Source organism: Glycomyces endophyticus, assembly GCF_039531525.1.
Classification (GTDB): domain Bacteria; phylum Actinomycetota; class Actinomycetes; order Mycobacteriales; family Micromonosporaceae; genus Glycomyces; species Glycomyces endophyticus.
Window position 1 is genome coordinate 59,999 of record NZ_BAAAQF010000003.1, and the last position, 25,239, is coordinate 85,237.

Sequence of the window (25,239 nt, forward strand, 5' to 3'; positions counted from 1 at the left end):
CCGAAGGGCTGGGCGGTAGGGAATCGGATCGTATCCGCTGGTCGGGGTCCTGTCAGGCCCTTCGATTCACGCCGATTGCCCTGCGGCGGTTGGTATGCGGCTTTCGCGAGCCGATGCGCATTGCGTGAAACCGCTCGAACGGACACAGGGGCGACAGGGGCGCGCCGATGTTTCCGCCGTGCGGCCGACGGAACTCTGACCGTTCGCACCGATCCGGACAACCGTTGTGCGCTGTCTCACAATTCACTGCGTTCATCAAGCGGCGCAACAGAAAAGGCCGCCGACCGGTGCGGTCGGCGCCCTCCGTTTCACGGCCTATGTCACGGTGATGTGCCGGCGCCGGCCCACGGTGAGGACCGGCTGGCGGGTGGCCTCGTAGAAGTCGTTGCCCTTGTCGTCGACGACGATGAACGCGGGGAAGTCCTCGACCTCGATCTTCCAGACCGCCTCCATGCCGAGCTCGGGGTACTCCAGGACCTCCATGGCCTTGATGTTCTCCTGCGCGAGCTTCGCGGCGGGGCCGCCGATCGAGCCGAGGTAGAAGCCGCCGTGCGCGTTGCACGCGTCGGTGACGCGCTGCGATCGGTTCCCCTTGGCGAGCATGACGAACGAGCCGCCCGCGGCCTGGAACTGGTCGACGTAGGAGTCCATGCGCCCGGCCGTGGTCGGCCCGAACGACCCGGAGGCGTACCCCTCGGGGGTCTTCGCGGGCCCGGCGTAGTAGACCGCGTGGTCCTTCAGGTACTGCGGCATCTCCTCGCCCGCGTCGAGGCGCTCCTTGATCTTGGCGTGCGCGATGTCGCGGGCGACCACGAGCGTCCCGGTCAGGGACACGCGGGTCTTCACCGGGTATTTCGACAGCTCGGCGCGGATCTCGCTCATGGGCCGGTTCAGGTCGATGCGGACCGCGTCGTCGTCGAGGTCGTCCTCGCGGACCTCGGGCACGTACCGGCTCGGGTCGCGCTCGAGCTGCTCCAGGAACACGCCCTCGGCGGTGATCTTGGCCATGGCCTGGCGGTCGGCGGAGCAGGAGACGGCGATGGCGACGGGCAGGGACGCGCCGTGGCGGGGCAGGCGGATCACGCGCACGTCGTGGCAGAAGTACTTGCCCCCGAACTGGGCGCCGATCCCGAACTGGCGGGTCAGCTCCAGGACCTCCTGCTCCAGCGCGGTGTCGCGGAAGCCGTGGCCGGACGGGGAGCCCTCGGTCGGCATGGCGTCGAGGTACTTCGTGGAGGCGTACTTCGCGGTCTTGAGCGCGTACTCGGCGCTGGTGCCGCCGATGACGATCGCGAGGTGGTACGGCGGGCACGCGGCGGTGCCGATCTGGCGGAGCTTCTCCTCCAGGAAGCGCATCATCGCGTCCGGGTTGAGGATCGCCTTCGTCTCCTGGAACAGGAACGACTTGTTGGCCGAGCCGCCGCCCTTGGCGATGAACTGGAACTTGTACGCGTCGTCGCCCTCGGCGTACAGGTCGATCTGGGCGGGCAGGTTCGAGCCGGTGTTCTTCTCGTCCCACATCGTCAGCGGCGCCATCTGGCTGTAGCGCAGGTTGAGGTCGCGGTAGGCCTGCCACACCCCGCGGGAGAGGTGCTCGGCGTCGCGCCCGTCGGTGAGGACGTGCCGGCCGCGCTTGCCCATGACGATCGCGGTCCCGGTGTCCTGGCACATCGGCAGGACCATGCCGGAGGCGATGTTCGCGTTCTTGAGCAGGTCCATCGCCACGAACCGGTCGTTGCCGCTGGCCTCGGGGTCGTCGAGGATCGAGCGGAGCTGGGCGAGGTGCGCGGGGCGCAGGAAGTGGGAGATGTCCTTGACCGCTTCGGCGGCGAGCCGCGTGAGGACCTCGGGCTCCACGGTGAGGAAGCGCCGCCCCGCGGCCTCGACCGTGCTCACCCCGTCGGTCGTGAGCAGGCGGTACTCGGTGGTGTCCGGGCCGGTGGGAAGCAGGTCGGTATAGCGGAACTCCGATGTCATGCCTCCGAATCTAGCGCGGTTCCCGCCGCGCTCCGGGACCGGCGCGACGCCCGCCGAACCGGACGCCGGGCCGGATTCGGTGCGGTGTCGGGCTGCGCGGTGTCGCACCCGGCGGGTAGCGTCACACCCTGGGCGGAGCGGCCCGGCCGCACCGCCCGTAAGCAGGTACGATTGCCAGGTTGCCCACCGCGAGGCGGGCGACGCGCAAGTGATTCCTCCTGCTGCGGAGAGACCGCAGCCGATTGAGACCGAAGGAGGTGGAGCGATCTTGCGGCACTATGAACTCATGGTGATCCTCGAACCCAACCTCGAGGAGAGCCAGGTCGGCCCGACGCTGGAGAAGTTCCTCAAGGGCGTCAAGGACGCCGGAGGGGCCGTCGACAAGATCGACGTCTGGGGTCGCCGCCGTCTCGCCTACGAGATCAACAAGAGCAACGAGGGCGTCTACGCCGTCGTCGACCTGCAGTCCGAGCCCGGTCCCGTCGCTGAGATGGACCGCCAGCTCCGGCTCAGCGAGTCGGTGCTGCGGACCAAGGTGCTGCGACCGGAGCTTCGGTAACCCGACCCTGCAACTGCGAGACCGTCAAGGAGATAGGTCATGGCAGGAGAGACAGTCATCACGGTTATCGGCAACCTCGTCGACGACCCCGAACTGCGTTACACGCCGTCCGGTGCCGCCGTCGCGAAGTTCCGCATCGCATCGACCCCGCGGGCGTTCGACAAAGAGACGAACACGTGGAAAGACGGTGAGGCGCTGTTCCTCACCTGCAGCGTCTGGCGCCAGTACGCCGAGAACGTCGCCGAGTCCCTGTCGCGCGGTACCCGCGTGATCGTGCAGGGCAGGCTCAAGCAGCGCAGCTACGAGACCCGCGAGGGCGAGAAGCGCACTGTGTACGAGCTCGACGTCGAGGAAGTGGGCCCTGCGCTGCGGTTCTCCACCGCGAAGCTCAACCGGTCCGGTGCATCGGGCGGCGGCGGAGGCGGCGGCCGCTCCTTCGGGGGCGGCGGCGGTTCCAGCGCCGGCGGTTCGATGCCCGACGACCCCTGGGCCTCGGCGGCCCCGGCCGGCGGCGGCGCCGGTTCCGGCGGCTTCGACGAGGACCCGCCGTTCTAACCGGGCCCAGCCCGGAACACGATCTCGAGTAAGAGGCAAGACAACACATGGCCAACCCGAAATCGGCTCCCCTGCGGAAGCCAAAGAAGAAGCCGAACCCGCTTGAAAAAGAGGGTATCGAGTACGTCGACTACAAGGACACGGCGCTGCTGCGGAAGTTCATCTCCGACCGCGGCAAGATCCGTGCCCGCCGAGTGACCGGCGTGACCACCCAGCAGCAGCGCCAGATCGCCGCGGCCGTCAAGAACGCCCGCGAGATGGCCCTGCTCCCGTACACCAGCCAGACTCGCTAGGAAGGAGCGCACTTATGAAGATCATCCTGACTCATGAGGTGCCCAACCTCGGTTCGGCCGGTGACGTCGTCGAGGTCAAGCCCGGCTACGGCCGCAACTACCTGCTCCCGCAGGGCCTTGCGATCGCGTGGACCAAGGGCGGTCAGAAGGAGGTCGACGCCATTCAGCGCGCTCGCGCCTCCCGCCAGATCCACGACCTGGACAAGGCCCGTGCGGTGGCGGACAAGCTGAAGCAGACAGACGCCCACATCGTCGCCCGCACCGGCGACGGGGACCGCCTCTTCGGCTCCATCACCGCGGCCGACATCGTCCAGGCCGTCGACGAGGCCGGCGGCCCGAAGATCGACCGCCGCCGCGTCGAGCTCGCCTCGACCATCAAGTCGGTCGGCACCTACGACGTGTCGGTCAAGCTGCACCCGGAGGTGACCGCGAAGTTCAAGCTCCAGGTCACCCCGGCCAAGCGCCGCAAGAAGTAGGCAAGTCCGAACGAGGGCCCGCGACCGTCCGGTCGCGGGCCCTCGTCGCGTCTGCCGGGCCGGGTCAGATCACCCAGCCGGCGGTCCGCAGGATCACCGTCACCAGGCCCGCGCCGAGGATCGCGGCGGCCGAACCCGCCACGCCCGCACGCCATCCCGCGCGCGGGAGGCGCAGCAGGACCGCCACCAGGAGGCTCGCGGTGAGCGACGACAGCGTCCACGCCCAGCCGCCCGAGACGGCGGCGCCGATGCGCCCGGCGGCCGAGCAGCCGGTGGCCGCGCAGGTCGCGTCGACCGGCGGCTGCGACAGCACCCACGTCAGGTAGACCACCGCCGGGACCGCGTACCAGGCGAGGGTGACCAGCAACGTCGGGGTGAACGCGCGCTCGCCGGGCCGGTCGTCCCCTTCGGGGTCGAGGCGGGGCCTGCGTTCGGGGCGCTGCGGAGCGGTCATGAGCCCGCCTCTCCTCTGATCCGTGCCGGGGACGCTCCCAATGCTAGTGGCAAGTTGGCACGAACGGATTTCCGTCCACAGGCGGTGGACGGCGTCCCCGCAGCTCCCGACCCGGAACCGAGCGCCCCTCGGCTCTTTGTCCACAGGTTGTCCACAGGCCCGACCCCGGTTATCCACAGGTTATCCACAGCCTTGTCCACAGGTTGTCCACAGGGCCGTTTGCAACCGTGCCCGACGCGACATAGCGTCGTTGACACCGCCCTTCTGTCGTATGCGGGCGGTACTGTCTCCATGAACGCACGGTGACCGAGGGGGTGGACGGCATGGCCGACGTGTCGACTGACGGCGTCTTCTCGCGAGGCGCCAACGGCTCGAACGGCTCCTATTTCGACACGCCCCCGGAGGACCCGTTCGCCGGCTCCGGCGGCGGCGGCAACGGCTCCACCCGCACGTACGAGCGCACCCCGCCCCAGGACGTGCAGGCGGAGATGTCGGTCCTCGGCGGCATGCTCATGAGCAAGGACGCGATCGCCGACGTCATCGAGGTCCTCGGCCCGGGCGACTTCTACCAGCCCAAGCACGGCATGATCTTCGACGCCGTCATCGACAAGTTCGGCAACGGCGAGCCCGCCGACGCCGTCACCATCGCCGCGGCCCTCGCCGACACCGGCGACCTCGCCAAGATCGGCGGCGGCCCCTACCTCCACGACCTCCTCAACGCCGTGCCCACGGCCGCGAACGCGGGCTACTACGCGAAGATCGTCAAGGAGAAGGCGATCCTGCGGCGCCTCATCGAGGCCGGCACCAAGGTCGTCCAGTACGGGTACGGCGGCGGCCAGGGCGGCCGCGACATCGACGACCTCGTCGACCTCGCCCAGCAGGCCGTCTACGAGGTCACCGACAACCGCCAGAGCGAGGACTTCGCGGTCCTGTCGGACCTCCTCCAGCCCGCCATGGACGAGATCGAGGCGATCGGCGCCAACCAGGGCGTCATGACCGGCATCCCGACCGGCTTCGCCGACCTCGACCGGCTCCTCTCGGGCCTCCAGGCCGGCCAGCTCATCATCGTCGCCGGCCGCCCCGGCGCCGGCAAGTCCACGGCCGCGATGGACTTCATGCGGCACGCGTCCCTGCACCACCGCCACGCCGCGGCCCTGTTCTCCCTCGAGATGAGCAAGCTCGAGATCGTCATGCGCCTCCTCAGCGCCGAGACCCGCGTCCCCATGCACGTGCTGCGCTCGGGCGACCTGTCCGACGACGACTGGACCCGCCTCGCCAAGCGCATGGGCGACATCTCCGAGGCGCCGCTGTTCGTCGACGACACCGCGTCGATGACCATGATGGAGATCCGGGCCAAGGCCCGGCGCCTCAAGCAGCGCCACGACCTCAAGCTCATCGTCGTCGACTACCTCCAGCTCATGACCTCGCCGAAGAAGGTCGAGTCGCGCCAGCAGGAGGTCTCCGAGATATCCCGCGGGCTCAAGCTCCTCGCCAAGGAGGTGCAGTGCCCGGTCATCGCGGTCGCCCAGCTGAACCGCGGACCCGAGCAGCGCACCGACAAGCGCCCGCAGCTGTCCGACCTCCGCGAGTCGGGCTCGCTCGAGCAGGACGCCGACGTCGTCATCCTCCTGCACCGCGAGGACTACTACGACAAGGAGTCCCCGCGCGCGGGCGAGGCCGACTTCATCGTCGCCAAGCACCGCAACGGCGCCACGGACACGATCACCGTGGCGGCCCAGCTGCACCTGTCGCGCTTCGTCGACATGGCCGTCTGAGCGCGGTTCAGTCGCCGAAGAGGATCTGGAGGAGCGTCCGCCGCTCCTTGATCCGCACGGTGTCGGCGGTGTCCGGCTCCGCCGCGGCGTACCCGGGCATCGGCCCGGCCGGGGCGCCGGGGCGGATGTTGTTGACCCACTTCTCGGTGTCGATGAGGTGCTCGAGCTCGCCGCGGTCCAGGAGCACCGCGCGGCAGGCCGAGCACTGGTCGACGACGATGCCGTTGCGCTCGTACTGGTGCATGGCCGCAGCGCACTTGGGGCAGGTGAGGTGCATACCGGTCACGGTACACACCGCGGGCCCGCGGCGCGAGATCCGTTCAGCGCCACCGCCGGTCGGGACCGGTCGTCAGCGCCACCACTCGACGGCGAGGGACGGGCCGGGTCCGGTCTCGTGCTCCAGTTCGTCGACCGCCTCGCTCCCGATCCCCGCGAACAGCGTGGGCGCGCCCGCGATCGCGTCGCGCAGCGGCAGCCACCAGCCGAGGAGCACGACCGGGTACAGGAGGTACCCGAAGCGCGTCGAGGGCATGAGCAGGAACGCGGTCGACAGGCCCGCGGCGCACCACAGGGCCGCCGACGCGGCCGACGCCGGGGGCCGCGTCCACAGCAGCGCCGCGATGACGAGCGCCGCGAGCCCGAGGAGCGCGGGCGCGATGAGCTCGCCGCCGGGCACGTGGTTCGCGATGAGGAACCCCGGCAGCGGCGACTGCGCGGGCGAGGTGACGACGCCGTGGCCGAGGCCGAACGCGACGACGTTGTCGAAGAACCCGCGGGCGTCGAGCAGCAGGACCGGCACCATCGTGGCCGCGACGGGCAGCGCGAACCCGCCGAGGTAGCGGCGCAGGCCGCCGCCGCGCCACAGCAGTACGCCGACGACGACCGCGGCGGGCCACGCGAAGAGCTTGAGCGCCGCGGCGGCGCCGACCGCGAGGCCGGCCGCGAGCGGGCGGTCGCGGTGGGCGAACGCGAGCGCGAGGACGATGAGGGCGACGACGGGCATGTCGTCGCCGCCGGTCGCGAACGTCAAGGCGCACACGGGGAACACGAACGTGGCCTGGAAGGCGCGCAGCAGCGGGCCCTTGCCGGCGCCGAGGACGTCGCCGGGGCGGCGGCGCAGCAGGTTCACGGCCGCGGCGGCGCACGCGGCGGCGGCGAGGAGGAACCAGACGCGCGCGTCGGTCCACCAGTGCTCGCCGAACGCGGCCGCGGGGAGGCCGAACACGGCCATGCCCGGCTGGTACGGGTTGTAGCCGAGGAGCGGCTCGGGGAGCGCGGCGATCGCGTCGGCGCGCAGGTAGGGGCTGCCGGTGTCGAGGAGGCGCGCGCCGGAGGACTCGACGACGAGGACCTCCTCCTGGGCGCGGCCGGTGACGCCGCTCGCGCGGTCGACCGCCATGAACGCCAAGGGCATCGCGGTCACGGCGACGGCCGTCCCGGCGGCCACGAGCGCCCGCCCGCGCCACACCGCGCCCGGCTGGGTGAGCAGCACGGCGACGCAGATCGCGGCGGGCAGGTAGCCGCCGAACGCGATCGCGCCCCACTGCGAGTGCGGTTCGAGCACGGTCCACAGCGCGGTGGCGCCCGCGAAGAGCGCGGCCGCGGCGTAGAAGGCGAGGTCGATCAGAAGCGGACGGTTCGACACCCGACCAGGGTACGGGGACGGGGCGAGTCCCGCGTGGCGGCAGGCGGCGGCCCCGGCGGCGCGGGAATCCCGGGCCCCCGGTTCTGAAGGGCGCCAAAGGGGTCCGACATCCGGTCGGCGCGGTCTAGCGGAAGGGGATGCGGGCCCAGACCTCCTGGGTGCCGTCGCCGAGCGTGCGGACGCCCCAGTCGGTGGACAGTTTGGACACTATGAACATGCCGCGTCCGTGGGCGGAGTCGAGGTTGACCGAGCAGACGTGCGGGTGGGTGCGGGAGCCGCCGTCGATGACGCGGACCTCCACGTCGGCGGGGCCGAGCGTGTAGACGACGCACACCTCGTTGCCGGGGAGCGGGCGGGCGTGGCGGACCGCGTTCGAGACGAGCTCGGTCGCGCACACCAGGAGGTCGTCGCGGGCCTCGTCGGGCAGGTCGGGGAGCGCCTCGCGCAGCCATCGCCGGACCTGGCCGGGCGCCCCGGACTGGTGGGGAACGCGCAGCCGCTCTGGCGCCGGTGTCGCAGCTGGCATCGCGGGTCCCCTTCCTTCCTCGGTGCCGGTCGGAGCTATACAGCAACCTACCTTTTCCGATGCCCCGACGCCAGCATTACCGTCGCACGCGGAGTCCGTCCCGAGACGCGGCTTTCACCCCGTAAGGGTCTGCCGCATGGCCGCGGGCCGGTCGGTGAAGATCAGGTCGACCTCCAGACCCGCCATGCGGTGCGCGGTGTCCGCGTCGTTGACGGTCCAGGTGTACACCTCGTACCCCGCCTCGTGGCTGCGTTCGACGAATTCGGGGGTCGAATCGACGTAGTCGACGCGGGAGCTGAGGATCTGCACGCCCTCCGGGGGCTTGCGGAACGGGTACTCGAAGATCCACACCAGCGGCGTGTCGGAGTCCAGGCCGCGCCAGGTCTTGAGCGCGGCGCGCGAGAACGACATGACCGTCGCGTCAAGGCCGGGCCAGCGGCGGAGCGTCTCCCACAGCCGCATCTCGAGGCGGGGCCCGAACTTGCAGGGGTGCTTGGCCTCGATGAGGAGCTTGATGTCCTTGCCGGAGTCGATGACGAGTTCGAAGAGGTCCTCGATGGTGGGGATGCGCTCGGCCTCGGGGTTGCCGGCGCAGTCGGGGAACTCGTGCGCGAAGTTGAACTCCCGCAACTGAGCGAGTGTGAGCTCTGCCACGGCGCCTTTGCCGTCGGAGGTGCGCTTGACCGTGCGGTCGTGGTGGAGGACGAGCTGGCCGTCGGCGGTGAGGCGGATGTCGAACTCGAAGGCGTCGGCGCCCTCGACGATGGCCTGCCGGAACGCGGCGATGGAGTGCTCGGGGAGGAACTCGTTCGCGCCGCGGTGGGCGGCGATCAGCGGCTGGGACACCCTTTGAACGATAGACGCTGGGGGCGACGGCCGTGCCGCCCTGCGGTGTCCGGTTCGCGTGGCGGCGGTGAACGCGTCCGGTTTCCAGTGAACCGGCGGTGTCCGCGGGCGGGCCCGCGGGCGTCGGGACGGGGCGGCCGCGGGTGGTTCGGGTGGCGGCGGGTGAGGCCTGCGGGGGAGGATGGGGGCGTGCAGTACGAGGAGGGTGCCTACCGCGACCTGGGGTGGGCGAAGATCGACGTCGGGCGGCCGGCCCGGACGGGGACGGCCGAGGCCGTGTACGCGGCGGGGAAGACCCCGGCGCAGGTCGTGGGCGCGCTCGCGGCCCTGCGCGAGGCGCACCCGGGGCGCGTGGCCGTGGCGACGCGCTGCGACGCGGCGTGCGAGGCGGCCGTGCGCGAGGCGTTCGGCGAGGACGTGCTGGTCGAGGCGGGGGTGTGCGCCGTCGGCGGGTTCCCGCCGGCGGAGGCCGGGCCGCTCGCGGTCGTGTGCGCGGGGACCTCGGACCTGCCGGTCGCGCACGAGGCGGAGATCACCGCGCGCGCGAACGGGCTCGACGCCCGGCTGATCGCCGACGTGGGCGTGGCCGGGCTCCACCGGCTCCTCGACAAGCTGCCCGAGCTGCGCGAGGCGGTGTGCGTGATCGTGGTGGCCGGCATGGACGGGGCGCTGCCGAGCGTCGTCGCCGGGCTCGTCTCGGCGCCGGTGATCGCGGTGCCGACGTCGGTCGGGTACGGGGCCGCGTTCGGCGGGCTCGCGCCGCTGCTGACGATGCTGAACTCCTGCTCGCCGGGGGTGACCGTGGTGAACATCGACAACGGGTTCGGCGCGGCGATGGCCGCGGCCCGCATCCTCAACGTGAAAGCGGCACGATGACGATCGCCTGGCTCGACTGCTCGGCCGGCGCCAGCGGCGACATGATGCTCGGCGCCCTCGTCGACGCCGGGGTCCCGCTGGAGCTCGTGCAGGCGGCGGTGGACGCGCTCGGGACCGAGCCGATCCGCTTGCACGCCAAGCCCGTCGCCCGGCACGGGCTCGCCGGGACGAAGGTCGACGTGGAGGTCCCCCAGACGGCGAACGACCGGCGCTGGCGCTCGATCCGGGCGATGCTGGAGGCCGCCGACCTCGACGAGGCGGCCCGCGCGATCGCGCTGGGCGCCTTCGCGCGCCTGGCGGCGGCCGAGGCCGCGGCGCACGGCATCCCCGAGGAGGAGGTGCACTTCCACGAGGTGGGCGCGCTCGACTCGATCGCCGACATCGTGGGCGCGGCCGCGGGGCTCGCGTCGCTCGGGATCACGGCGCTGACCGCCTCGACGGTGACCGTCGGGGGCGGCACCACGCGCGGCTCGCACGGATCGATCCCGCTGCCCGCCCCGGCGGTGCTCCGGGTCCTCGCCGACGCGGGCGCGCCGGTCGTCGGCGCGGTGCCGTACGAGGCGTGCACCCCGACCGGCGCGGCGATCGTCGCGGCCGCCGCCTCGGCGTACGGGCCGCTGCCGGAGATGATCGTGGAGCGCGTCGGCGTCGGCGCGGGCGGGCGCGACCCGCAGGAGCGCGCGAACCTGCTGCGCCTCGTCATCGGCCGCGAGGTCGCGCCGCCCCGGCGCACGGGGCACGCCCATCGCGCGAGCACCGCGGAGGCGGCGCACGGCCACGACCACCACGGGGACCGAGCGCACGGCGCCGAACAGGCGCACCACCACGGCCACGGCCACCACCACGGCGATGCGGGTCACGGGCACGGCCCCGACAGCGCGCACGAGCACCACCACGACGCCCCGCACGAACACGCCCCTCACGACCACCCCCACACCGGCCCGGCCTCCGACACCCTTGCGCGCCAGGAGGGCCGACCGGTCGTCATCGAGACGAACGTGGACGACCTGGACCCGCGCCTGTGGCCGGCGGCACTGGCGGCGCTGCTGGAGGCGGGCGCGTCGGACGCGTGGCTGACGCCGATCCTCATGAAGAAGGGCCGCCCGGCCCACACGGTGCACGTGCTCTGCCGGGCCGAGATGGTCGGCGCGGTGCGCTCGGCGCTGGTGCGGCACACCACCACGATCGGCATGCGCTCCTACGAGATCGACAAGTACGCGCTGGAGCGCCGGTACGCGCAGGTCGATGTGGACGGTCACGCGATCGGCGTGAAGATCGCGCTCGAGCACGGCGAGATCGTCAACGCCTCAGTCGAGTACGAGGACGCGGCCGCCGCGGCCGCCGCCCTCGGCCGCCCCCTCAAAGTGGTCGTAGCGCAGGCCACGGCCCTTGCGGCGCAGGAGTATCCGCGTTGACGCACCCGTGGGCCGGAGGCTATATCCTGCCCGCATGATCGATTTCGAAAATGGCTCGGTTTTCAAGCTCAAGCAGTCCGACGACCCCGGCTTCCGCGACGAGGTCCAGCCCCTGCTGGTCGACGGCGAGGAGGTCGTCCTGACCTACGAAGGCGTCCGCGACTTCATCGTGTTCACGAACAAGCGCGTCATCGCCGTCAACGTCCAGGGCATCACCGGCCGCAAGAAGGACTACGCGTCCCTGCCCTTCAACAAGATCCAGGCCTTCTCCATCGAGACCGACGGCCTCGCCGACAACGACGGCGAGCTCGACCTGTGGTTCTCGGGCCTCGGCAAGGTCCGGTTCGAGTTCAAGGAGAACGTGGACCTGCCCGCCATCGCCAAGCACATCGCCGCCAGCTCCCTGTAGGGCCCGCGGCGCCGCGAGAGCGGCGCCGGACCGCTCCCCGCGGTGCCTGCGGTGGAGGGGGTCCGGCGCCGCCCGGCTCTCAGTGGCCGCCGTGGGCGGCGCCCGCGGGGACCGCGCCGATCTCCTCGCCCTCGCCGAGGACCACGAACTGGCCCATCATCCCCGAGTCCTCGTGGGCGAGGATGTGGCAGTGGTACATGTACGGCAGGTCGGGGTCGGTGTAGTCGGCGAACCGCATGGCCAGCAGGTACTTCCGCTGCGGCACGAGCTGGACGGTGTCCTTCCAGCCGCGCAGGCGCTCCGGCGGCTCGGCGCCGTCGACCGAGACGACCTGGAACTGGACGTCGTGCACGTGGAAGTTGTGCATGTACCCGTCGGCGTTGCTCACCTCCCACAGCTCCACGGTGCCCTCGCGCACCCCGAAGTCGATGCGCTGCAAGTCCATCGCCTCGCCGTTGATCTGGTTGAAGCCCGCGAGGGAGAACGAGCGCTCCTCGGCGGCGTCGGCCGGGTCGAGGTCGGGCGCGGTCCCCATGGCGGCCGGCACCGAGGTCTCGTCGGTGAGCGCGGCCGCGGCGCGGAACTCGCAGACGTCGAGCAGGTCGTCGGCGCCGTTGACGCGGCCGAGCGGGCCCGTGTAGCCCTCGTCGGCCGGGTGGGAGCGCAGGACGGCGGTCTCGCCGGGCTCGAAGGCGACCACGATCTCGGCGCGCTCGCCCGGGGAGAGCTGCAGCCGGTCGGTCTCCCAGGCCTGCGGGAGCAGGCCGCCGTCGGTGGCGATGACCTGGAACAGGCGGTCGTCGGCGAACCCGAAGTTGTACAGGCGCGAGACGGAGCCGTTGAGCAGGCGCAGGCGCACGAGGCGGGTGGCGACGTCGACGTACGGGCCGAGGGTGCCGTTGACCATGATCCGGTCGCCGAGGATGCCCTGCATGCTCATGATCGAGCCGCCGCCCTCGAACTGGCCGTCGTCGTCCAGGTTCCGGTCCTGGACGATCATGGGGAGGTCGTCCACGCCGTAGGTCTTCGGCAGGGGCAGGGCGTCGGACTCCTCGTCGTCGACGATGAACATCCCGGCGAGGCCCCGGTACACATGGTCGGCGGTGCGCCCGTGCGGGTGCGGGTGGTACCAGAGGGTCGCCGCGGGCTGGTTCAGCGTCCACTGCGGGGTCCAGTCGCCGCCGGGCTCGACCTCCTGGTGCGGGCCGCCGTCCATGACCGCGGGCAGGTGCATGCCGTGCCAGTGGATCGAGGTGCCCTCGTCCAGGCCGTTGTACACCGAGAACGCGACCTCCTCGCCGCGCCTGGCGCGGATGGTCGGGCCGAGGAAGTTCCCGTTGATCCCCCAGGTCGCCGTCTCGCGGCCCGCTTCGAACACGGTGGTGCCGGACTTGACCTCCAGGTCGAACACGCGGGCGCCGGAGGGGTCGGGGGTCGACTCGGCGATCGGGGGGATCGCGAGAGGGGTGTCGAAGTCGACCTTCCCGGAGGTGTCGAGCTTCGCGTTGGCCCACATGACGCCGACGGTCCCGGCGCCGCCGAGCACGATCGCGCCCACGCCGCCGCCGACACCGATGAGGGTCCACTTCAGTGCTTTACGCCGCTTCATGAACGCAATGTTCGCGGCGCGGAGGGGCCCGCGCATCGGGCCGGAGAGGGCAATGCGCGTACACCCAGCGGGCTACGCGGCGGCCCGGCGTCAACCCCGGGTATCGGTGCGGGGGACGGGCGTACTCCGGCGGGCGGCCCCGGCGGGATCCGCAGGGGCGCTGGGACAGGCCTTAAGCCTCGGCGAGGTAGCCGCGGAGGTGGGCGGCGTTCACCGCGGCCGCGCGGCCCGCGACCTCGAGCTTCGCCATGGCCCGCGACAGGTGCACGCTGACGGTCTTCTCCGAGATGAACAGCTCCGCGCCGATCTGGCGGTTCGTGAGGCCCCGCGCGACCAGGCGCAGCACCGCGAGCTCCCGGGGCGTCAGCGGCGTCGACGTCGGCATCGCCGTGTCGAGGCGGGCCCGCTCGGCGAGGGCGCACAGCTCCTTGCGCAGCGGCTCCGCGCCGAGCTCGGTCGCGGTGCGCTTCGCGGCGAGGAGCGTCTCGGCGGCCTTGAGCCGGGAGTCGGCGCCCGGGGCGGCGAGCAGGGCCTCGGCGAGGCGCCAGCGCGCGTACGCCTGCCGGTACGGCTCGGCCCAGTCCCGGGCCGGTCCGGTCGTGCGCTCGCGGGTCTCGGCGGGGGCGAAGGGGTCGGCGGCGAGCGGGTCGGTGAGCCCGCCGGCCTCGGGGGCGTCGGCGGTCTCCGGTCGGGCGCCTTCGGTGCCGGGGGCGGTGCGGTAGTCGAAGGCGTCGGCGGCGGCCTGCCACAGGGCGGGGTCGCCGTCGCCGTAGAGGCGGGAGGCCTCGGCGTCGAGCTGGGCGGCCCAGGCGACGCCTTCGGGGCCGAGCGTGCCCGAGAGGGGCTGGCCGTGCTCCAGGAAGTAGCGGCCGCGTTCGGCGAGGCGCTCGCCGGCGGCGACGGCGTCCTTGGCGCCGGTGGTGTCGCCGTCGCGGCGGAGGGTGTGGGCGAGGTCGGCGGCGGCGCCGACGCCGGCGGCGCAGACGGAGACGCCCGCGAGGTAGTAGCCCTTCATGCGGGTCATCCACTCGGCGGCGCGCTCGACGCGGCGGACCGCGTCGGCGGGCCGGTGGCGCCAGCGGTCGAGCTCGGCGCCGCAGAGGGTGGCGAGGGCGAGGACCTGGCCGTCGATCTGCCACCGGTCGGCGAGGTAGTCGAGGCGGCGGTCGGCGGCCTCGAAGCGGCCGCGGGCGACGTCGACGAGGAGGACGGCGGCGGCGAGGCGGGTGAGGACGACGCCGGGGAGGACGCTGGAGGCCATCTCGCCGTTCGCGTCGACGGCGCCCCAGCGGCCGAGCATGTAGTTGCAGATGACCTGGCGGACGGCGATCTCCAGGCCGAAGGCGCTCCACGTGTCGCCGGTGCGGCGGCCGCGCTCCATGCCGCGGTCGAAGTGCGCGAGGGCCTCGGTGACGCGGGAGACCTCGATGAGGGCGAGCCCGTTGTTGAAGTGGGCGCGCAGCTCCACCTCGTGCCAGTCGAGGCCGCGGAGGAGGTCGAGGGCCTCGTCGTTGCGGGCGATGGATTCCTCGACGGTGAGTTCGCCGCGGCGGAACGAGGCGACGCTGTCGGTGAGGATCGCGTCGGCCTTGGCGGCGCGGGCCGCGCACACCTCGTCGAGGTCGGCGGCCTCGGCGCCGATGACGGCGTCGGCGGTGGCGATGGCCGCGGCGGTCCAGGCGGCGGCGTCGGCGTGGCGGCGGTTGGAGTAGACGGTGCGGGCGACGACGGCCTGCGCCCACGCCTTCACCGAGCGGGGCTCCTCGTCCTTGACGAGTTCCCATGCCTCCCAGGCGACCCGATGCGCCTCGGCCTCGTCGCCCTCGATGGTGAGGAGGTGCTTGGCGTACTTGCGGCGGGTGGAGGCGCCGAGGATGCGGTCGCCGGAGTCGTCGGCGAGGCGGACGGCCGCGGCGGAGTACGTCTGGGCGCGCTTGACCTCGCCGGAGGCCTCCGCGTTGGCGGCGGCCCGGGTGGTCAGGCGCAGTTCGGTGACGCCCTGGGGACGCTGGGCGGCGGGGACGCGCTCGAGGAGGGCGAGGGCCCGCTCGATGTGGAGGAGGGCCTCGGCGGGCGCGGCGAGCTCGACGGCCTCGTCGGCGGCGCGCACCGACGCGGCGAGGGCGCAGCGCAGGTCGCCGGACTCGTAGGCGTGGTGGGCGAGCTCGGCCTCGGCGCCCTTGCCGCTGTCGCCGGCGAGGGACTCGGCGATCTTCTGGTGGTACCGGATGCGTTCGCCGGGAAGGAGGTCGGAGTAGACGGCCTCGCCGAGGAGGGCGTGGCGGAACGCGTACGTGTCGGGGCTCTTCTGCGCGATGATGCCGTGCGAGATGGCGGCGCGCAGGGCCTCGTCGAGCTCGCGCTCGTGGCGCAGGCCGGTCTCGTCGAGCATCGACCAGGCGGCGGCGTTCAGGCGCCGGTAGGTGAAGCGGCGGCCGAGGACGGAGGCGAGGCGGACCACGTCGCGGGCGGCGTCGGGGAGGCGTTCGAGGCGGGAGAGGAGGACCTCGGCGAGTTCGAACGTGACGGTGTGGGTCTCGGCGGCGGCGAGCTCCTCGGCGAGGAACGCGTTGCCCTCGGAGGCCGCGGCGATCTTGGCGACGGACACCTCGTCGAGGCCGGTATTGAGCTCGCGCACGAAGTCGGCGGCGTGCTGGGCGTCGAACGGGTCGATCTGGAGGCGCTGGACCGCGGGGAGGCGCACGAGCTCGGACAGGAGCGGGCGCAGGGGGTGGCCGCGGTGGACGGCGTCGGCGCGGTAGGAGCCGAGGATGAGGAGGCGCTGGTCGGTGAGGCGCGAGGTGAGGAACGCGAGGAGGTCGCGGCTGGAGCGGTCGGCCCAGTGGAGGTCTTCGAGGGTGACGACGACGGTGCGGTCGGCCGCGAGGTCGGCGAGCGCGGCGTGGAACGCCTCGAAGAGGCCGAGCCGCCCGAGGTCCCCTTCGGCCGTGCCGGGGTGGCCGGGGAGGAGCGGGCGGAGGCCGGGGTGGGCGGTCGCGAGCTCGGGCTGCTCGCGGGCGAGGGCGCCGACGATCTCGGCGAAGGGGAGGTAGGGGAGGGCCGAGTCGGCCGTGTCGAGGCAGTGGCCGGTGACGGTGAGGACACCGTCACCGGCGTTGTCGTTGAATTCGTGGAGGAGCCGGGTCTTGCCGACCCCGGCGTCCCCCGAGACCAGGACCGTCGCCGGTCGTCCCGTCGTCGCGGCGTCGAGCGCGTCGCGCAGGGCGCCGAGTTCGGCGTCGCGGGCGAAGAGCGGGAGGTCGGAACCTAGGCGCGGCATGTCTGCAATCATGACACGCCCTTAAGACACGGCGGTCCGGCTGTTTTCGCGGGAGGCGGCGGCCTCCTCGCGGTGCTCCTGGTCGTGGCGCAGGCCCAGGGCCCGGGCGACGCGGTCGGCGACGCCGGCGTGCCGGACGTGCGACCCGGCGCGGCGGGTCTCCTTCGCCGCCTTGAGGAGGCGGCGGGCCTGGCGCTCGTTCTCGGCGTCCTTGCGGAGCTCCTCGGAGCGGGCGTAGTGGAGGTAGTGCAGATCGAAGTCGTTCATCTTCGTTCCTTCGGTGTCGCTGGCCGGCGTCTCCGGCCTTGACACCAATACTGGTGCTGAGGCCCGGGGTCGGGCATCGGGCGTCCGCGTCGCGGTCGCCCTTACCCGCCTCAGTTCCGGGCCTCAGCGCCTGCGCACCCCTTACTTTCGGCCGAGGGGCCTTACCCTGGCGAGCCGCGACGGCCACCAGACGGCCTTCCCGATGTCGACGGTGAGCGCCGGGACCAGCAGGGACCGGACGATGACCGTGTCGAGGAGCACCCCGAACGCGACGACGAACGCGATCTGCGCCAGGAACAGGATCGGCAGGACCGCGAGCGCCGAGAACGTCGCCGCCAGGACCACGCCCGCCGAGGTGATGACCCCGCCGGTGGCGACCAGGCCCCGCAGCGTCCCGGCCTTCGTGCCGAGCTTCGCGGACTCCTCGCGGACGCGCGTCATGAGGAAGATGTTGTAGTCGATCCCCAGGGCCACCAGGAACACGAATCCGAAGAGGACGACCGTGGGGTCGGCCCCGGGGAACCCGAAGAGGTGGTTGAACACCAGCGCCGAGACGCCCATGGTCGCACCGAAGGAGAGCACCACGGTGGCCGTCAGCAGCAGCGGCGCCACGATGGACCGCAGCAGGAGCATGAGCACCAGCAGGATCACCGCGAGGACGATCGGGATGATGACCGCGCGGTCGCGCTCGGAGGTCTCCAGGGTGTCGAGCTGGATCGCGGTCGGCCCGCCCACGAGCGCGTCGGCGCCGTCGGCGGCGTGCACGGCCTCGCGGAGGCGCTCGACGGTGGCGACGGCCGCGTCGGAGTCCGGCGCGTCCTCCAGGACCGCCTCGATCTCCACCAGGCCGTCGGCGACCCTGACCTGCCCGGTCTCGTCCACCGTGGCCGCGACCTCGGCGACGCCGTCGACCTCGGCGGCCGCGAGGACCTCGTCCAGGGCCGTCTCGTTCGCGATGATCACCGCGGGCGCGCCCGAGCCGCCGGGGAAGTGCTCCGCGAGGATCTCCTGGCCCGCCACCGAGTCGACGTCGGTGAGGAACACCTCGGTCTGCGCGGTGCCGTCCGCCTTGAGCTGCACCATGAACGCGGCCGCGACCACCAGGCCCGCGGCCGTCGTCGCCCACACGACGCGGGGGCGGCGGGCGACCAGGCCCGCGACGTTCGACCACAGGCGCGAGCGCCGCGGCCCGGAGGTCCTGCCGATCCGGCGCGGCCAGAACGCCGCCTTGCCGAAGATCGCCAGGACCGCCGGCAGGAACGTGACCGCGGCGAGGAACGCCGCGCCGATCCCGATGGCCGCCACCGGGCCCAGGCCGCGGTTCGACTCCAGCTGGCTGAACAGCAGGCACAGCACGCCGAGGATGACGGTGCCCGCGGACGCGGCGATCGGCTCGATCGTCGCGCGCAGGGCCTTGCGGACCGCCGTGAAGCGGTCGGCGCCGGCGTCGAGCTCCTCGCGGAACCGGGCCACCAGCAGCAGCGCGTAGTCGGTGGCGGCGCCGAAGACGAGGATGAACAGGATGCCCTGGCTCTGGCCGTTCAGGTCGATGACGCCCCGGTCGGCGAGCACGTAGACGGCGGCGCTGGCGGCCGCGAGCGCGAACCCGCAGGACAGCAGCACCAGGATCGGCAGGAGCGGGGAGCGGTAGACGAGCACGAGGATCACGGCCACGACGGCGGCGGCCACGAGCAGGAGGAGCCCGTCGACCCCCGCGAAGGCCTCCCCGAGGTCCGCGCCGAGCGCGGCCTGGCCGGTGACGAGGACTTCGAGCCCGTCGGGGCGGCCCTCGTCGAGGACCGAGCGGATCTCGGCGACGGCGTCGGACTCCTCGGCGCCCTCGTCGATGAGGACGACGAGCTGCGCGGCCTCGGGCGGGGTCTCGTCGGAGAGCTGCGGCGGGATCGGCGGGCCGGCGTTGAACTCCAGCTCGGCGAGGGCCGCGCTCGCGGTCTCGAGGTAGGCGAGGTCGGCCTCGTTCAGGCCCCCGGTACGTTCGGCGACGATGATCGCGGGCGTGGCCTCGGTGTCGTCGAAGGCCGCGCGGAGCTCGCCGACCTCGGTGGACTCGGCCGAGGACGGCAGGAAGGCGGAGCCGTCGTTGCTGGCGACCTCGCTGAGCTTCCCGGCGAACGGCCCCGCGAAGGAGCCGAGGGCGAGCCAGGCGAGGGCCAGGAGCGCTGGGACGAGCCAGCGCAGTCGGCGGACGGGTTGCGGTCGTTCGGGGGCCATGCGGGTCTCCTCGCGTCGCGACGGGTCGGTGATTCCATCGACGGATAATTCGATGATCGAAATAGTAGACTGCAATGCGACCACGGACACGGATAGGACGGCGCGTATGACCCGCGACACCGACGGTGGCGGACCGACCGACAGGGACCTGTCGCGGCTGCTCCAGAACCTCACCGTCGAGTCGGACCGGTACGCCGAGCGCTTCGGCGCCAAGCACGGCCTGCACCGCACCGACGTCAACGCGCTGGCGCTCATCATGGAGTCCGCCCGCCTCGGCGTCCCCCTCTCGCCCTCCTCGCTCGCGAAGGAGCTCCGGCTGAGCCCGTCGGCGACGACGGCGCTCATCGACCGCCTCGAAGCGCTCGGGCACGTCGAGCGCGCCCGGCCCGCGGGGGACCGGCGCCGCGTGGCCCTGGAGGTGCCCGCGGCGGCCGTGGAGGCGAACCGGCACCTGTTCACGCCGCTCGCGATGGCGTTCGCGCAGTCGTGGGCCGGGTTCACGCCGGAGGAGCGGGAGGTCGTGGCCCGGTTCCTGCAGGTGAGCACCGAGACGATGAAGGCCGTCAGCGCCGAGGCCGCGGATCAGGTCCGCGACCAGCGGTCCCGGTAGGCCCCTTCGGGATCGAAGCGGCCGGCCTGCCGCTCGTGGTTGAAGCCGCGGTTCGGGCGCGTGTCGTTCCCGGTCCCGGCGGTCCACTGCCAGTTCCCCGCGTTGTTCGCCTCGTCGTAGTCGACCAGGTGGGCGGCGAAGTGGGCCTCGCCGTCGCGCCAGTCGAGGCCGAGGGTCTTGACCAGGTATCCGGCGGTGATGAGGCGGGCCCGGTTGTGCATCCAGCCCTCGGCGTGGAGCTGGCGCATCCCGGCGTCGACGATGTCGATCCCGGTCGAGGCGGTCTTCCACGCCTCCAGGGCCGTCAGGTCGGCCTCCCAAACGTCGTTGCCGCCGTTGCGGTACGCGGTGTCGGCGAGCGCCGGGAACGCGGCGAGGACCTGGAGGTGGAAGTCGCGCCAGCACATCTGCCGCACGAAGTCCTCGCTCACGCGCGGGTCGGCGGCGACCTCGCGCGCCGACAGGCAGCCGAGGGCCAGGTAGGGGCTGAGGCGCGAGGTGCGGTCCCCGGCGAGGTCGTCGTGGCGGTCGCCGTAGTCGCCGGAGTCGGGCGCCCACTCGTCGAGGCGGGCGAGCCCGGCGCGCTCGCCGCCGGCGGGGAGGTCGGTCGCGGTCGGCTCGGCGGGCGCGAGCTCGTCGGAGGCGGGCAGGTCGGGGACGCGGAGCCGGTCCGGTTCGGGCGCGGTCTCGCGCCACCGGACCTGCGACCAGGCGCGCCAGTACGGGGTGAAGACCTTGTAGTGGTCGCCGCCGCCGCTGGGCAGGAGCCGGCCGGGCTCGACCACCGCCGGGCCGGGCGTGACGCGGAGCCCGCCCGCGGATTCGAGGCGCTCCAGGAGACCGGCGGCGAACCGGCCGGCGTCGGAGGCGCAGACGACGTGCTCGGCGCCGGTCGCCGCGCGGACGGCCTGCACCTGCTCGGCGGTGTCGCCGGTGCGGACCACGAGGTCCCCGCCGAGGCCCTGCAGCGACTCGCGCAGGTCGTCGAGGGCGTCGAGCAGGAACGCCCGCTGGTTCGGGTTCGAGGCGCGGCCGGGGTCGTCGACGTACAGCGGCACGACCCGGTCGGCCTCGCAGGCCGCGGCCAGGGCCGGGTTGTCGTGGACGCGCAGGTCGCGCGTGAACAGGAGGACGGCGGTCCGGGTCATGGCGGCTCCCAGGTCGGGCCGACCGGTCGGGCGGCCCCGGCAGCCTAGCGGCCGCGCGGGCCCGGCGCGGGGAGGCGCGTCAGCGCGGCGGCTCGACCTCGGTCTGGGCCTTGGCGACGCCGACCGGGCACGACAGGCCGTTGGGGCCGTGGTTGCAGTACCCGTTCGGATTCTTGTGCAAATAAGCTTGGTGGTAGTCCTCGGCGAGCCAGTACGGCCCGGCAGGGCGGATCGCGGTGGTGATCGGGCCGAGGCCGGCGGCGCGCACGACCGGCTCGAACACCTCCTTGCTCGACTCGGCGGCGGCCTGCTGCTCCGGTGTCGTCGTGTAGATGACGGACCGGTACTGGGTGCCGACGTCGTCGCCCTGCCGCATGCCCTGCGTCGGGTCGTGGTGCTCCCAGAACACCTTCAGGAGCGCGTCGTAGTCGACGTCCGCGGGGTCGTAGACGACCTTGACGACCTCGGCGTGGCCGGTCATGCCGGTGCAGACCTCCTCGTAGGAGGGCCGCTCGGCCTCGCCGCCCATGTACCCGACGGAGGTCGTCCACACGCCGGGGACGCGCCAGAACAGCCGCTCGGCGCCCCAGAAGCAGCCCATGCCGAAGTACGCGAACTCGGCGCCGGGACCGGGGGTGCCTTCGATGGGGTGCTTGAGCACCGGGTGCGTGATCGTCATCCGGCAAGTCTGTCACGACCGGGCTACGGCCTCCACGCGTCGCGGGCGGGCGCTAGCGTGGGCGGATGGTCTCACGAATCAACCAGGTCACCTTCGACTCGCGCGACGGCTACACGCTCTGCCAGTGGTGGAAGCAGGTCACCGGCTACACCGAGAACCCCGAGTTCCCGAACTCCCCGGACGACGACGAGAACTACATCGGCCCCGGTGGGGAGCGCGGCGGGCTCCTCTTCATCGACGTCCCCGAGGGGAAGTCCGTCAAGAACCGCCTCCACCTCGACCTCTCCCCCACGGCCGGCACCCGCGACGAGGAGGTCGAGCGCCTGCTCGCCCTCGGCGCGACCCTCCACGAGGACCACCGCAAGGAGAACGGCGCCGGCTGGGTGACCCTCCGCGACCCCGAGGGCAACGAGTTCTGCGTCGAGCGCTCCGACGCCGAGCTTGCCGGGTAGTCCGCCGACCCGGTCCGCGGGCCGGGCCGCGGGTCACCCCGGGCCGCGGGCCGGGACCCGGTCCGCCGGAACGGCCCCGTCCCCTGCCAGGGGCCCGGACGCACGACCGCGGGCGCCCTCTCCAGGGCGCCCGCGGTGCGAAGTCTGGTGGCCTTCGGGCCCTCCCGGGCCGTTCCGGTCCTGCGGGGCTATTCCTTCTCTGCCACGGCGTCGATGCTGCCGTCGCCGTTGAGGTCGACCGCGGCGGTGTCGTACTTGCCGTCGCCGTCCTGGTCGATGAGCACCTTGTCGATGACGCCGTCGCCGTCGGTGTCGATCGCCAGGAGGTCCGCGGTGCCGTCGTCGTCCACGTCCACGTGGTACTCGACCGACCCGTCCGCGTTGCGGCGCACGCCGACCGTGTCATCGGTGCCGTCACCGGTGATGTCCATCTTGTGTACTTCGTCGAAGCCCATGAGGCATCCCCTAAGTAATGAAGTGGTAAGTGTCGTCTGCACGATAGCGCGCCTATCCATAGCCAGTGGTACTCGCGTCGGCTAGCTTAGGGGCATGCATGACGGTCACGGGTTTTCCACACTCGCCATCCACGCCGGGTCGGAGCCGGATCCGCTTACGGGAGCGGTCGTTCCGCCGATCTACGCGACCTCCACCTACAAGCAGGACGGCGTTGGCGGACTGCGGAGCGGCTACGAGTACTCCCGGTCGGGCAACCCGACCCGGACGGCGCTGGAGACCTGCCTGGCCGCGATCGAGGGGGGCACCCGCGCGTTCGCGTTCGCGTCCGGCCTCGCCGCCGAGGACGCGATCCTCCGCGCGCTCCTCGCCCCCGGCGACCACGTCGTCATCCCCGACGACGCCTACGGCGGCACCTTCCGCCTCTTCGACAAGGTCGCGTCCCGCTGGGGCCTGCGCTACACCGCCGCCCCCGTCACCGACCTCGCCGCGCTCGCCGCGGTCATGAGCGAGGGCACCAAGATGGTGTGGATCGAGACGCCCACCAACCCGCTGCTCAACATCGCCGACATCGAGCAGATCGCCGACCTCGCGCACCGCCACGGCGCGCTCGTCGTCGTCGACAACACCTTCGCGAGCCCGTACCTCCAGCAGCCGCTCGCGCTCGGCGCGGACCTCGTCGTCCACTCCACCACCAAGTACATCGGCGGGCACTCCGACGTCGTCGGCGGCGCGGTCGTCGTCCGCGACGCCGCGATCGCCGACTCGATCGCCTTCCACCACAACGCGATGGGCGCCGTCGCCGGACCGTTCGACGCGTTCCTCACCCTGCGCGGCGTCAAGACCCTCGGCGTCCGCATGGACCGCCACTGCGACAACGCCGAACGCGTCGCCGAGTTCCTCGCCGGCCACGCCAAGGTCGCCGAGGTCCGCTACCCCGGCCTCGCCGAGCACCCCGGCCACGACGTCGCGGGCAAGCAGATGAAGCGCTACGGCGGCATGGTCTCCTTCCGCCACAAGGACGGCGAGCAGGCCGCGGTCGACCTGTGCGCCCGCACCGAGGTGTTCACGCTCGGGGAGTCCCTCGGCGGCGTCGAATCCCTCATCGAGCACCCGGGGCGGATGACCCACGCCTCGGTCGCCGGCAGCGACCTCGAGGTCCCCGCGGACCTCGTGCGCCTGTCGGTCGGCATCGAAGACGCCGACGACCTCCTGGCGGACCTGCGCCAGGCCCTCGGCTGACCCGATCGTCCTCCCGTCGAAACCCCAGTCCCCCGCGAGAAAGGACGATCAGTGAGCTGGTCGGGAACCACCGCGCAGCAGATAGCGAAGGCGGTGCGGCGCGGCGACGCGGACGCGGCGTTCGTCGTCGACCACCATCTGCGCCGCATCGAGGACCACCGCGAGGCCGACGCCGCCATCACCGGCGTCCGCAAGGTCGAGTCCCTCGCCGAGGCCGCGGCCGTCGACGAGATCGAGAACCGCGACTCCCTGCCCGCGGCGGGCGTCCCCGTCGCGGTCTGCGAGCAGCTCCCCGTCGCCGGACACGCCCCGCGGCTCGGCTCCAACGCGGCGGTCCTCCCCATCGCCGACACCGACCACCGTGCGGTGCAGCGCATCCGCGGCGCCGGCGCGGTCGTCGTCGCCTTCGGCCGCTCCTCCGAGCTGGGGCTCTGGCCCGCCACCGACGACGACGGCAACGTCCCCGCCAACCCCTGGCGCCCCGACCGCGGCATCGGCGGCCCCTCCGGCGGCACCGCCCTCGCGGTCGCCACCGGCGCGGCCCCCATCGGCATCGGCCTCGACGGCCCCGGCTCCGCCGGCGGCGTCCGCACCGCCGCCGCGGCCTGCGGCATCGTCGCCTACAGCCCCGAGCACGTGCCCGCCGACATCGACGCCGACCCCGACCACTGGCTCGGCGGCCACGTCGGCGTCATGGCGACCACAGTGGACGACGCGGCGCTCGCGTACGCCGCGCTCACACACCGCGCCCCGCGCACGACCGGCGACCCCGGCCGCCTGCGCATCGCGGCCACCAACATCGCCCCGCTCCCCGCCCGGGTCGACGACGACGCCACGAAGTGGCTCCTCAAGGCCGTCCGCTCCCTCACCGACCTCGGCCACGACACCTTCCGCGCCAAGCCCCGCTTCGGCGCGCGCCTCACCCCCGCGTCTTCGGGCGCGTGGACCTGCGCCGCGTACCTCCGCAGCCTCAAGTGCGGCCCCGACGGCCTCCAGCGGCGCACCAAGCGCCTGGTGGCCGTGGGCGAGCGGACCTACCTGCGGGGCCTCTTCGGCGGCGTCCTCGGCGACGGCAACCGCATCCGCCGCCACCTCGAGGACTGGTTCGACCAGGAGGACTACGACGTCCTCATCACCCCGGGCCTCCCCGGGCCGCCGCCCGCGGCCAAGGAATGGTCCCTGGAGCCGCTGCGCGCCAACGTCGCCCACCTCGCCTCCGCGGCGGCCTTCACCGCTCCGTTCAGCCTCGCCGGGCTGCCCGCGCTCGTGGTCCCGGTCGGCATGCGCTCCGACGGCGCCCCCGCGACGGTCCAGCTCGTCGGCCCGCCCGGGTCCACCGGCCGCCTCTTCGACATCGCCGCGCAGCTCATCGCCAAGCTGCGGCCGCGGCGCTACGCGCCCGGTCTGAGCTGGGACTAGCGCAGAACGCTCGACGCGTCGGGCCGGGCCGCTCCGCGGCCC

At 72.7% G+C, this 25,239-nt stretch carries 25 protein-coding genes; 12 read left to right on the forward strand and 13 right to left on the reverse strand.

Translation table 11 applies throughout. From position 1 onward, the window contains the following. Positions 1–315: 315 nt before the first annotated feature. Positions 316–1,977, reverse strand: a complete 1,662-nt coding sequence (locus ABD419_RS03110) for a fumarate hydratase (protein ID WP_344481603.1) — start codon at positions 1,975–1,977, stop codon at positions 316–318. Between the two features lie 268 nt (positions 1,978–2,245). Here ABD419_RS03110 and rpsF point away from each other — a divergent pair, with 268 nt between their 5' ends. The 4 genes from rpsF to rplI are packed head-to-tail and all read left to right on the forward strand — an operon-like array spanning position 2,246 to position 3,860. Further along, on the forward strand, positions 2,246–2,536 hold the full coding sequence (gene rpsF, locus ABD419_RS03115; RefSeq protein ID WP_091054459.1) for a 30S ribosomal protein S6: 291 nt from the start codon (positions 2,246–2,248) through the stop codon (positions 2,534–2,536). Positions 2,537–2,575: 39 nt separating this feature from the next. Continuing rightward, a complete protein-coding gene (locus tag ABD419_RS03120; protein WP_344481609.1) occupies positions 2,576–3,091 on the forward strand; it encodes a single-stranded DNA-binding protein in 516 nt (171 codons plus the stop codon). Positions 3,092–3,138: 47 nt separating this feature from the next. Beyond that, positions 3,139–3,384 carry a 30S ribosomal protein S18 gene (gene rpsR, locus ABD419_RS03125; RefSeq protein ID WP_030160643.1) on the forward strand — a complete coding sequence of 82 codons (246 nt, stop codon included), beginning with the start codon at positions 3,139–3,141 and terminating at the stop codon, positions 3,382–3,384. A 14-nt stretch (positions 3,385–3,398) separates the two neighbouring features. Then, on the forward strand, positions 3,399–3,860 hold the full coding sequence (gene rplI, locus ABD419_RS03130) for a 50S ribosomal protein L9 (RefSeq protein WP_344481612.1): 462 nt from the start codon (positions 3,399–3,401) through the stop codon (positions 3,858–3,860). A 64-nt stretch (positions 3,861–3,924) separates the two neighbouring features. Here rplI and ABD419_RS03135 read toward each other — a convergent pair whose 3' ends face one another. After that, a complete protein-coding gene (locus ABD419_RS03135; protein WP_344481615.1) occupies positions 3,925–4,314 on the reverse strand; it encodes a hypothetical protein in 390 nt (129 codons plus the stop codon). 323 nt (positions 4,315–4,637) lie between these two features. Between ABD419_RS03135 and dnaB the strand changes: the two genes are divergently transcribed. After that, complete coding sequence (gene dnaB / locus ABD419_RS03140) at positions 4,638–6,089, forward strand: replicative DNA helicase (protein ID WP_425555905.1); 1,452 nt, start codon at positions 4,638–4,640, stop codon at positions 6,087–6,089. A 7-nt stretch (positions 6,090–6,096) separates the two neighbouring features. Here dnaB and ABD419_RS24950 read toward each other — a convergent pair whose 3' ends face one another. From ABD419_RS24950 to ABD419_RS03160, 4 genes are all read right to left on the reverse strand, one after another. Continuing rightward, positions 6,097–6,366 (reverse strand): TFIIB-type zinc ribbon-containing protein, encoded by a 270-nt coding sequence (locus tag ABD419_RS24950; protein WP_425555903.1) that lies wholly within the window; start codon positions 6,364–6,366, stop codon positions 6,097–6,099. Positions 6,367–6,438: 72 nt separating this feature from the next. Further along, positions 6,439–7,734, reverse strand: coding sequence for a glycosyltransferase 87 family protein (locus tag ABD419_RS03150; protein ID WP_344481621.1), 1,296 nt, complete (start codon positions 7,732–7,734; stop codon positions 6,439–6,441). A 124-nt stretch (positions 7,735–7,858) separates the two neighbouring features. Further along, entirely contained in the window at positions 7,859–8,260 is a 402-nt protein-coding gene (locus ABD419_RS03155; protein WP_344481624.1) for an ATP-binding protein, read from the reverse strand. Between the two features lie 114 nt (positions 8,261–8,374). Next, positions 8,375–9,106, reverse strand: coding sequence for a glycerophosphodiester phosphodiesterase (locus ABD419_RS03160; protein ID WP_344481626.1), 732 nt, complete (start codon positions 9,104–9,106; stop codon positions 8,375–8,377). 189 nt (positions 9,107–9,295) lie between these two features. On the opposite strand from ABD419_RS03160, the gene larB reads away from it, so the two are divergent. Genes larB through ABD419_RS03175 form a run of 3 tightly spaced genes read left to right on the forward strand, consistent with a single transcriptional unit; the run spans position 9,296 to position 11,806 of the window. Next, positions 9,296–9,982 carry a nickel pincer cofactor biosynthesis protein LarB gene (larB, locus tag ABD419_RS03165; protein WP_344481628.1) on the forward strand — a complete coding sequence of 229 codons (687 nt, stop codon included), beginning with the start codon at positions 9,296–9,298 and terminating at the stop codon, positions 9,980–9,982. Continuing rightward, on the forward strand, positions 9,979–11,397 hold the full coding sequence (gene larC, locus ABD419_RS03170) for a nickel pincer cofactor biosynthesis protein LarC (RefSeq protein WP_344481630.1): 1,419 nt from the start codon (positions 9,979–9,981) through the stop codon (positions 11,395–11,397). Before larB ends, larC begins: the two co-directional genes overlap by 4 nt. A 34-nt stretch (positions 11,398–11,431) precedes the next feature. Further along, entirely contained in the window at positions 11,432–11,806 is a 375-nt protein-coding gene (locus ABD419_RS03175; RefSeq protein WP_125248251.1) for a PH domain-containing protein, read from the forward strand. A 79-nt stretch (positions 11,807–11,885) separates the two neighbouring features. Here the strand turns inward: ABD419_RS03175 and ABD419_RS03180 are convergent, their stop codons facing one another. The 4 genes from ABD419_RS03180 to ABD419_RS03195 all read right to left on the reverse strand — a co-directional run bounded on the left by ABD419_RS03180 (position 11,886) and on the right by ABD419_RS03195 (position 19,194). Next, on the reverse strand, positions 11,886–13,415 hold the full coding sequence (locus ABD419_RS03180; protein WP_344481632.1) for a multicopper oxidase family protein: 1,530 nt from the start codon (positions 13,413–13,415) through the stop codon (positions 11,886–11,888). A gap of 172 nt (positions 13,416–13,587) precedes the next feature. Beyond that, the gene (locus ABD419_RS03185; protein ID WP_344481634.1) at positions 13,588–16,695 is read right to left on the reverse strand and encodes a helix-turn-helix transcriptional regulator; all 3,108 of its coding nucleotides are present in this window, start codon (positions 16,693–16,695) and stop codon (positions 13,588–13,590) included. A 21-nt stretch (positions 16,696–16,716) separates the two neighbouring features. Next, positions 16,717–16,962 carry a hypothetical protein gene (locus ABD419_RS03190; RefSeq protein WP_344481637.1) on the reverse strand — a complete coding sequence of 82 codons (246 nt, stop codon included), beginning with the start codon at positions 16,960–16,962 and terminating at the stop codon, positions 16,717–16,719. A 141-nt stretch (positions 16,963–17,103) separates the two neighbouring features. Continuing rightward, positions 17,104–19,194, reverse strand: coding sequence for an MMPL family transporter (locus ABD419_RS03195; RefSeq protein WP_344481640.1), 2,091 nt, complete (start codon positions 19,192–19,194; stop codon positions 17,104–17,106). Positions 19,195–19,300: 106 nt separating this feature from the next. Between ABD419_RS03195 and ABD419_RS03200 the strand changes: the two genes are divergently transcribed. After that, positions 19,301–19,804 (forward strand): MarR family winged helix-turn-helix transcriptional regulator, encoded by a 504-nt coding sequence (locus ABD419_RS03200; protein ID WP_344481642.1) that lies wholly within the window; start codon positions 19,301–19,303, stop codon positions 19,802–19,804. Here the strand turns inward: ABD419_RS03200 and ABD419_RS03205 are convergent. Both ABD419_RS03205 and msrA read right to left on the reverse strand, forming a co-directional pair. Then, complete coding sequence (locus ABD419_RS03205; RefSeq protein ID WP_344481645.1) at positions 19,777–20,952, reverse strand: cryptochrome/photolyase family protein; 1,176 nt, start codon at positions 20,950–20,952, stop codon at positions 19,777–19,779. The genes ABD419_RS03200 and ABD419_RS03205 overlap by 28 nt on opposite strands. Before the next feature lie 79 nt (positions 20,953–21,031). Next, positions 21,032–21,631, reverse strand: a complete 600-nt coding sequence (msrA, locus tag ABD419_RS03210; protein ID WP_344481648.1) for a peptide-methionine (S)-S-oxide reductase MsrA — start codon at positions 21,629–21,631, stop codon at positions 21,032–21,034. A gap of 65 nt (positions 21,632–21,696) precedes the next feature. On the opposite strand from msrA, the gene ABD419_RS03215 reads away from it, so the two are divergent. Beyond that, entirely contained in the window at positions 21,697–22,083 is a 387-nt protein-coding gene (locus ABD419_RS03215) for a VOC family protein (RefSeq protein WP_344481651.1), read from the forward strand. Positions 22,084–22,271: 188 nt separating this feature from the next. Here ABD419_RS03215 and ABD419_RS03220 read toward each other — a convergent pair whose 3' ends face one another. Continuing rightward, a complete protein-coding gene (locus tag ABD419_RS03220; protein ID WP_344481654.1) occupies positions 22,272–22,538 on the reverse strand; it encodes a hypothetical protein in 267 nt (88 codons plus the stop codon). 94 nt (positions 22,539–22,632) lie between these two features. Here ABD419_RS03220 and ABD419_RS03225 point away from each other — a divergent pair, with 94 nt between their 5' ends. Beyond that, the gene (locus tag ABD419_RS03225) at positions 22,633–23,778 is read left to right on the forward strand and encodes a cystathionine gamma-synthase (protein ID WP_344481656.1); all 1,146 of its coding nucleotides are present in this window, start codon (positions 22,633–22,635) and stop codon (positions 23,776–23,778) included. Positions 23,779–23,829: 51 nt separating this feature from the next. Next, the gene (locus tag ABD419_RS03230; RefSeq protein ID WP_344481657.1) at positions 23,830–25,197 is read left to right on the forward strand and encodes an amidase; all 1,368 of its coding nucleotides are present in this window, start codon (positions 23,830–23,832) and stop codon (positions 25,195–25,197) included. The last annotated feature ends 42 nt before the right edge of the window (positions 25,198–25,239 follow it).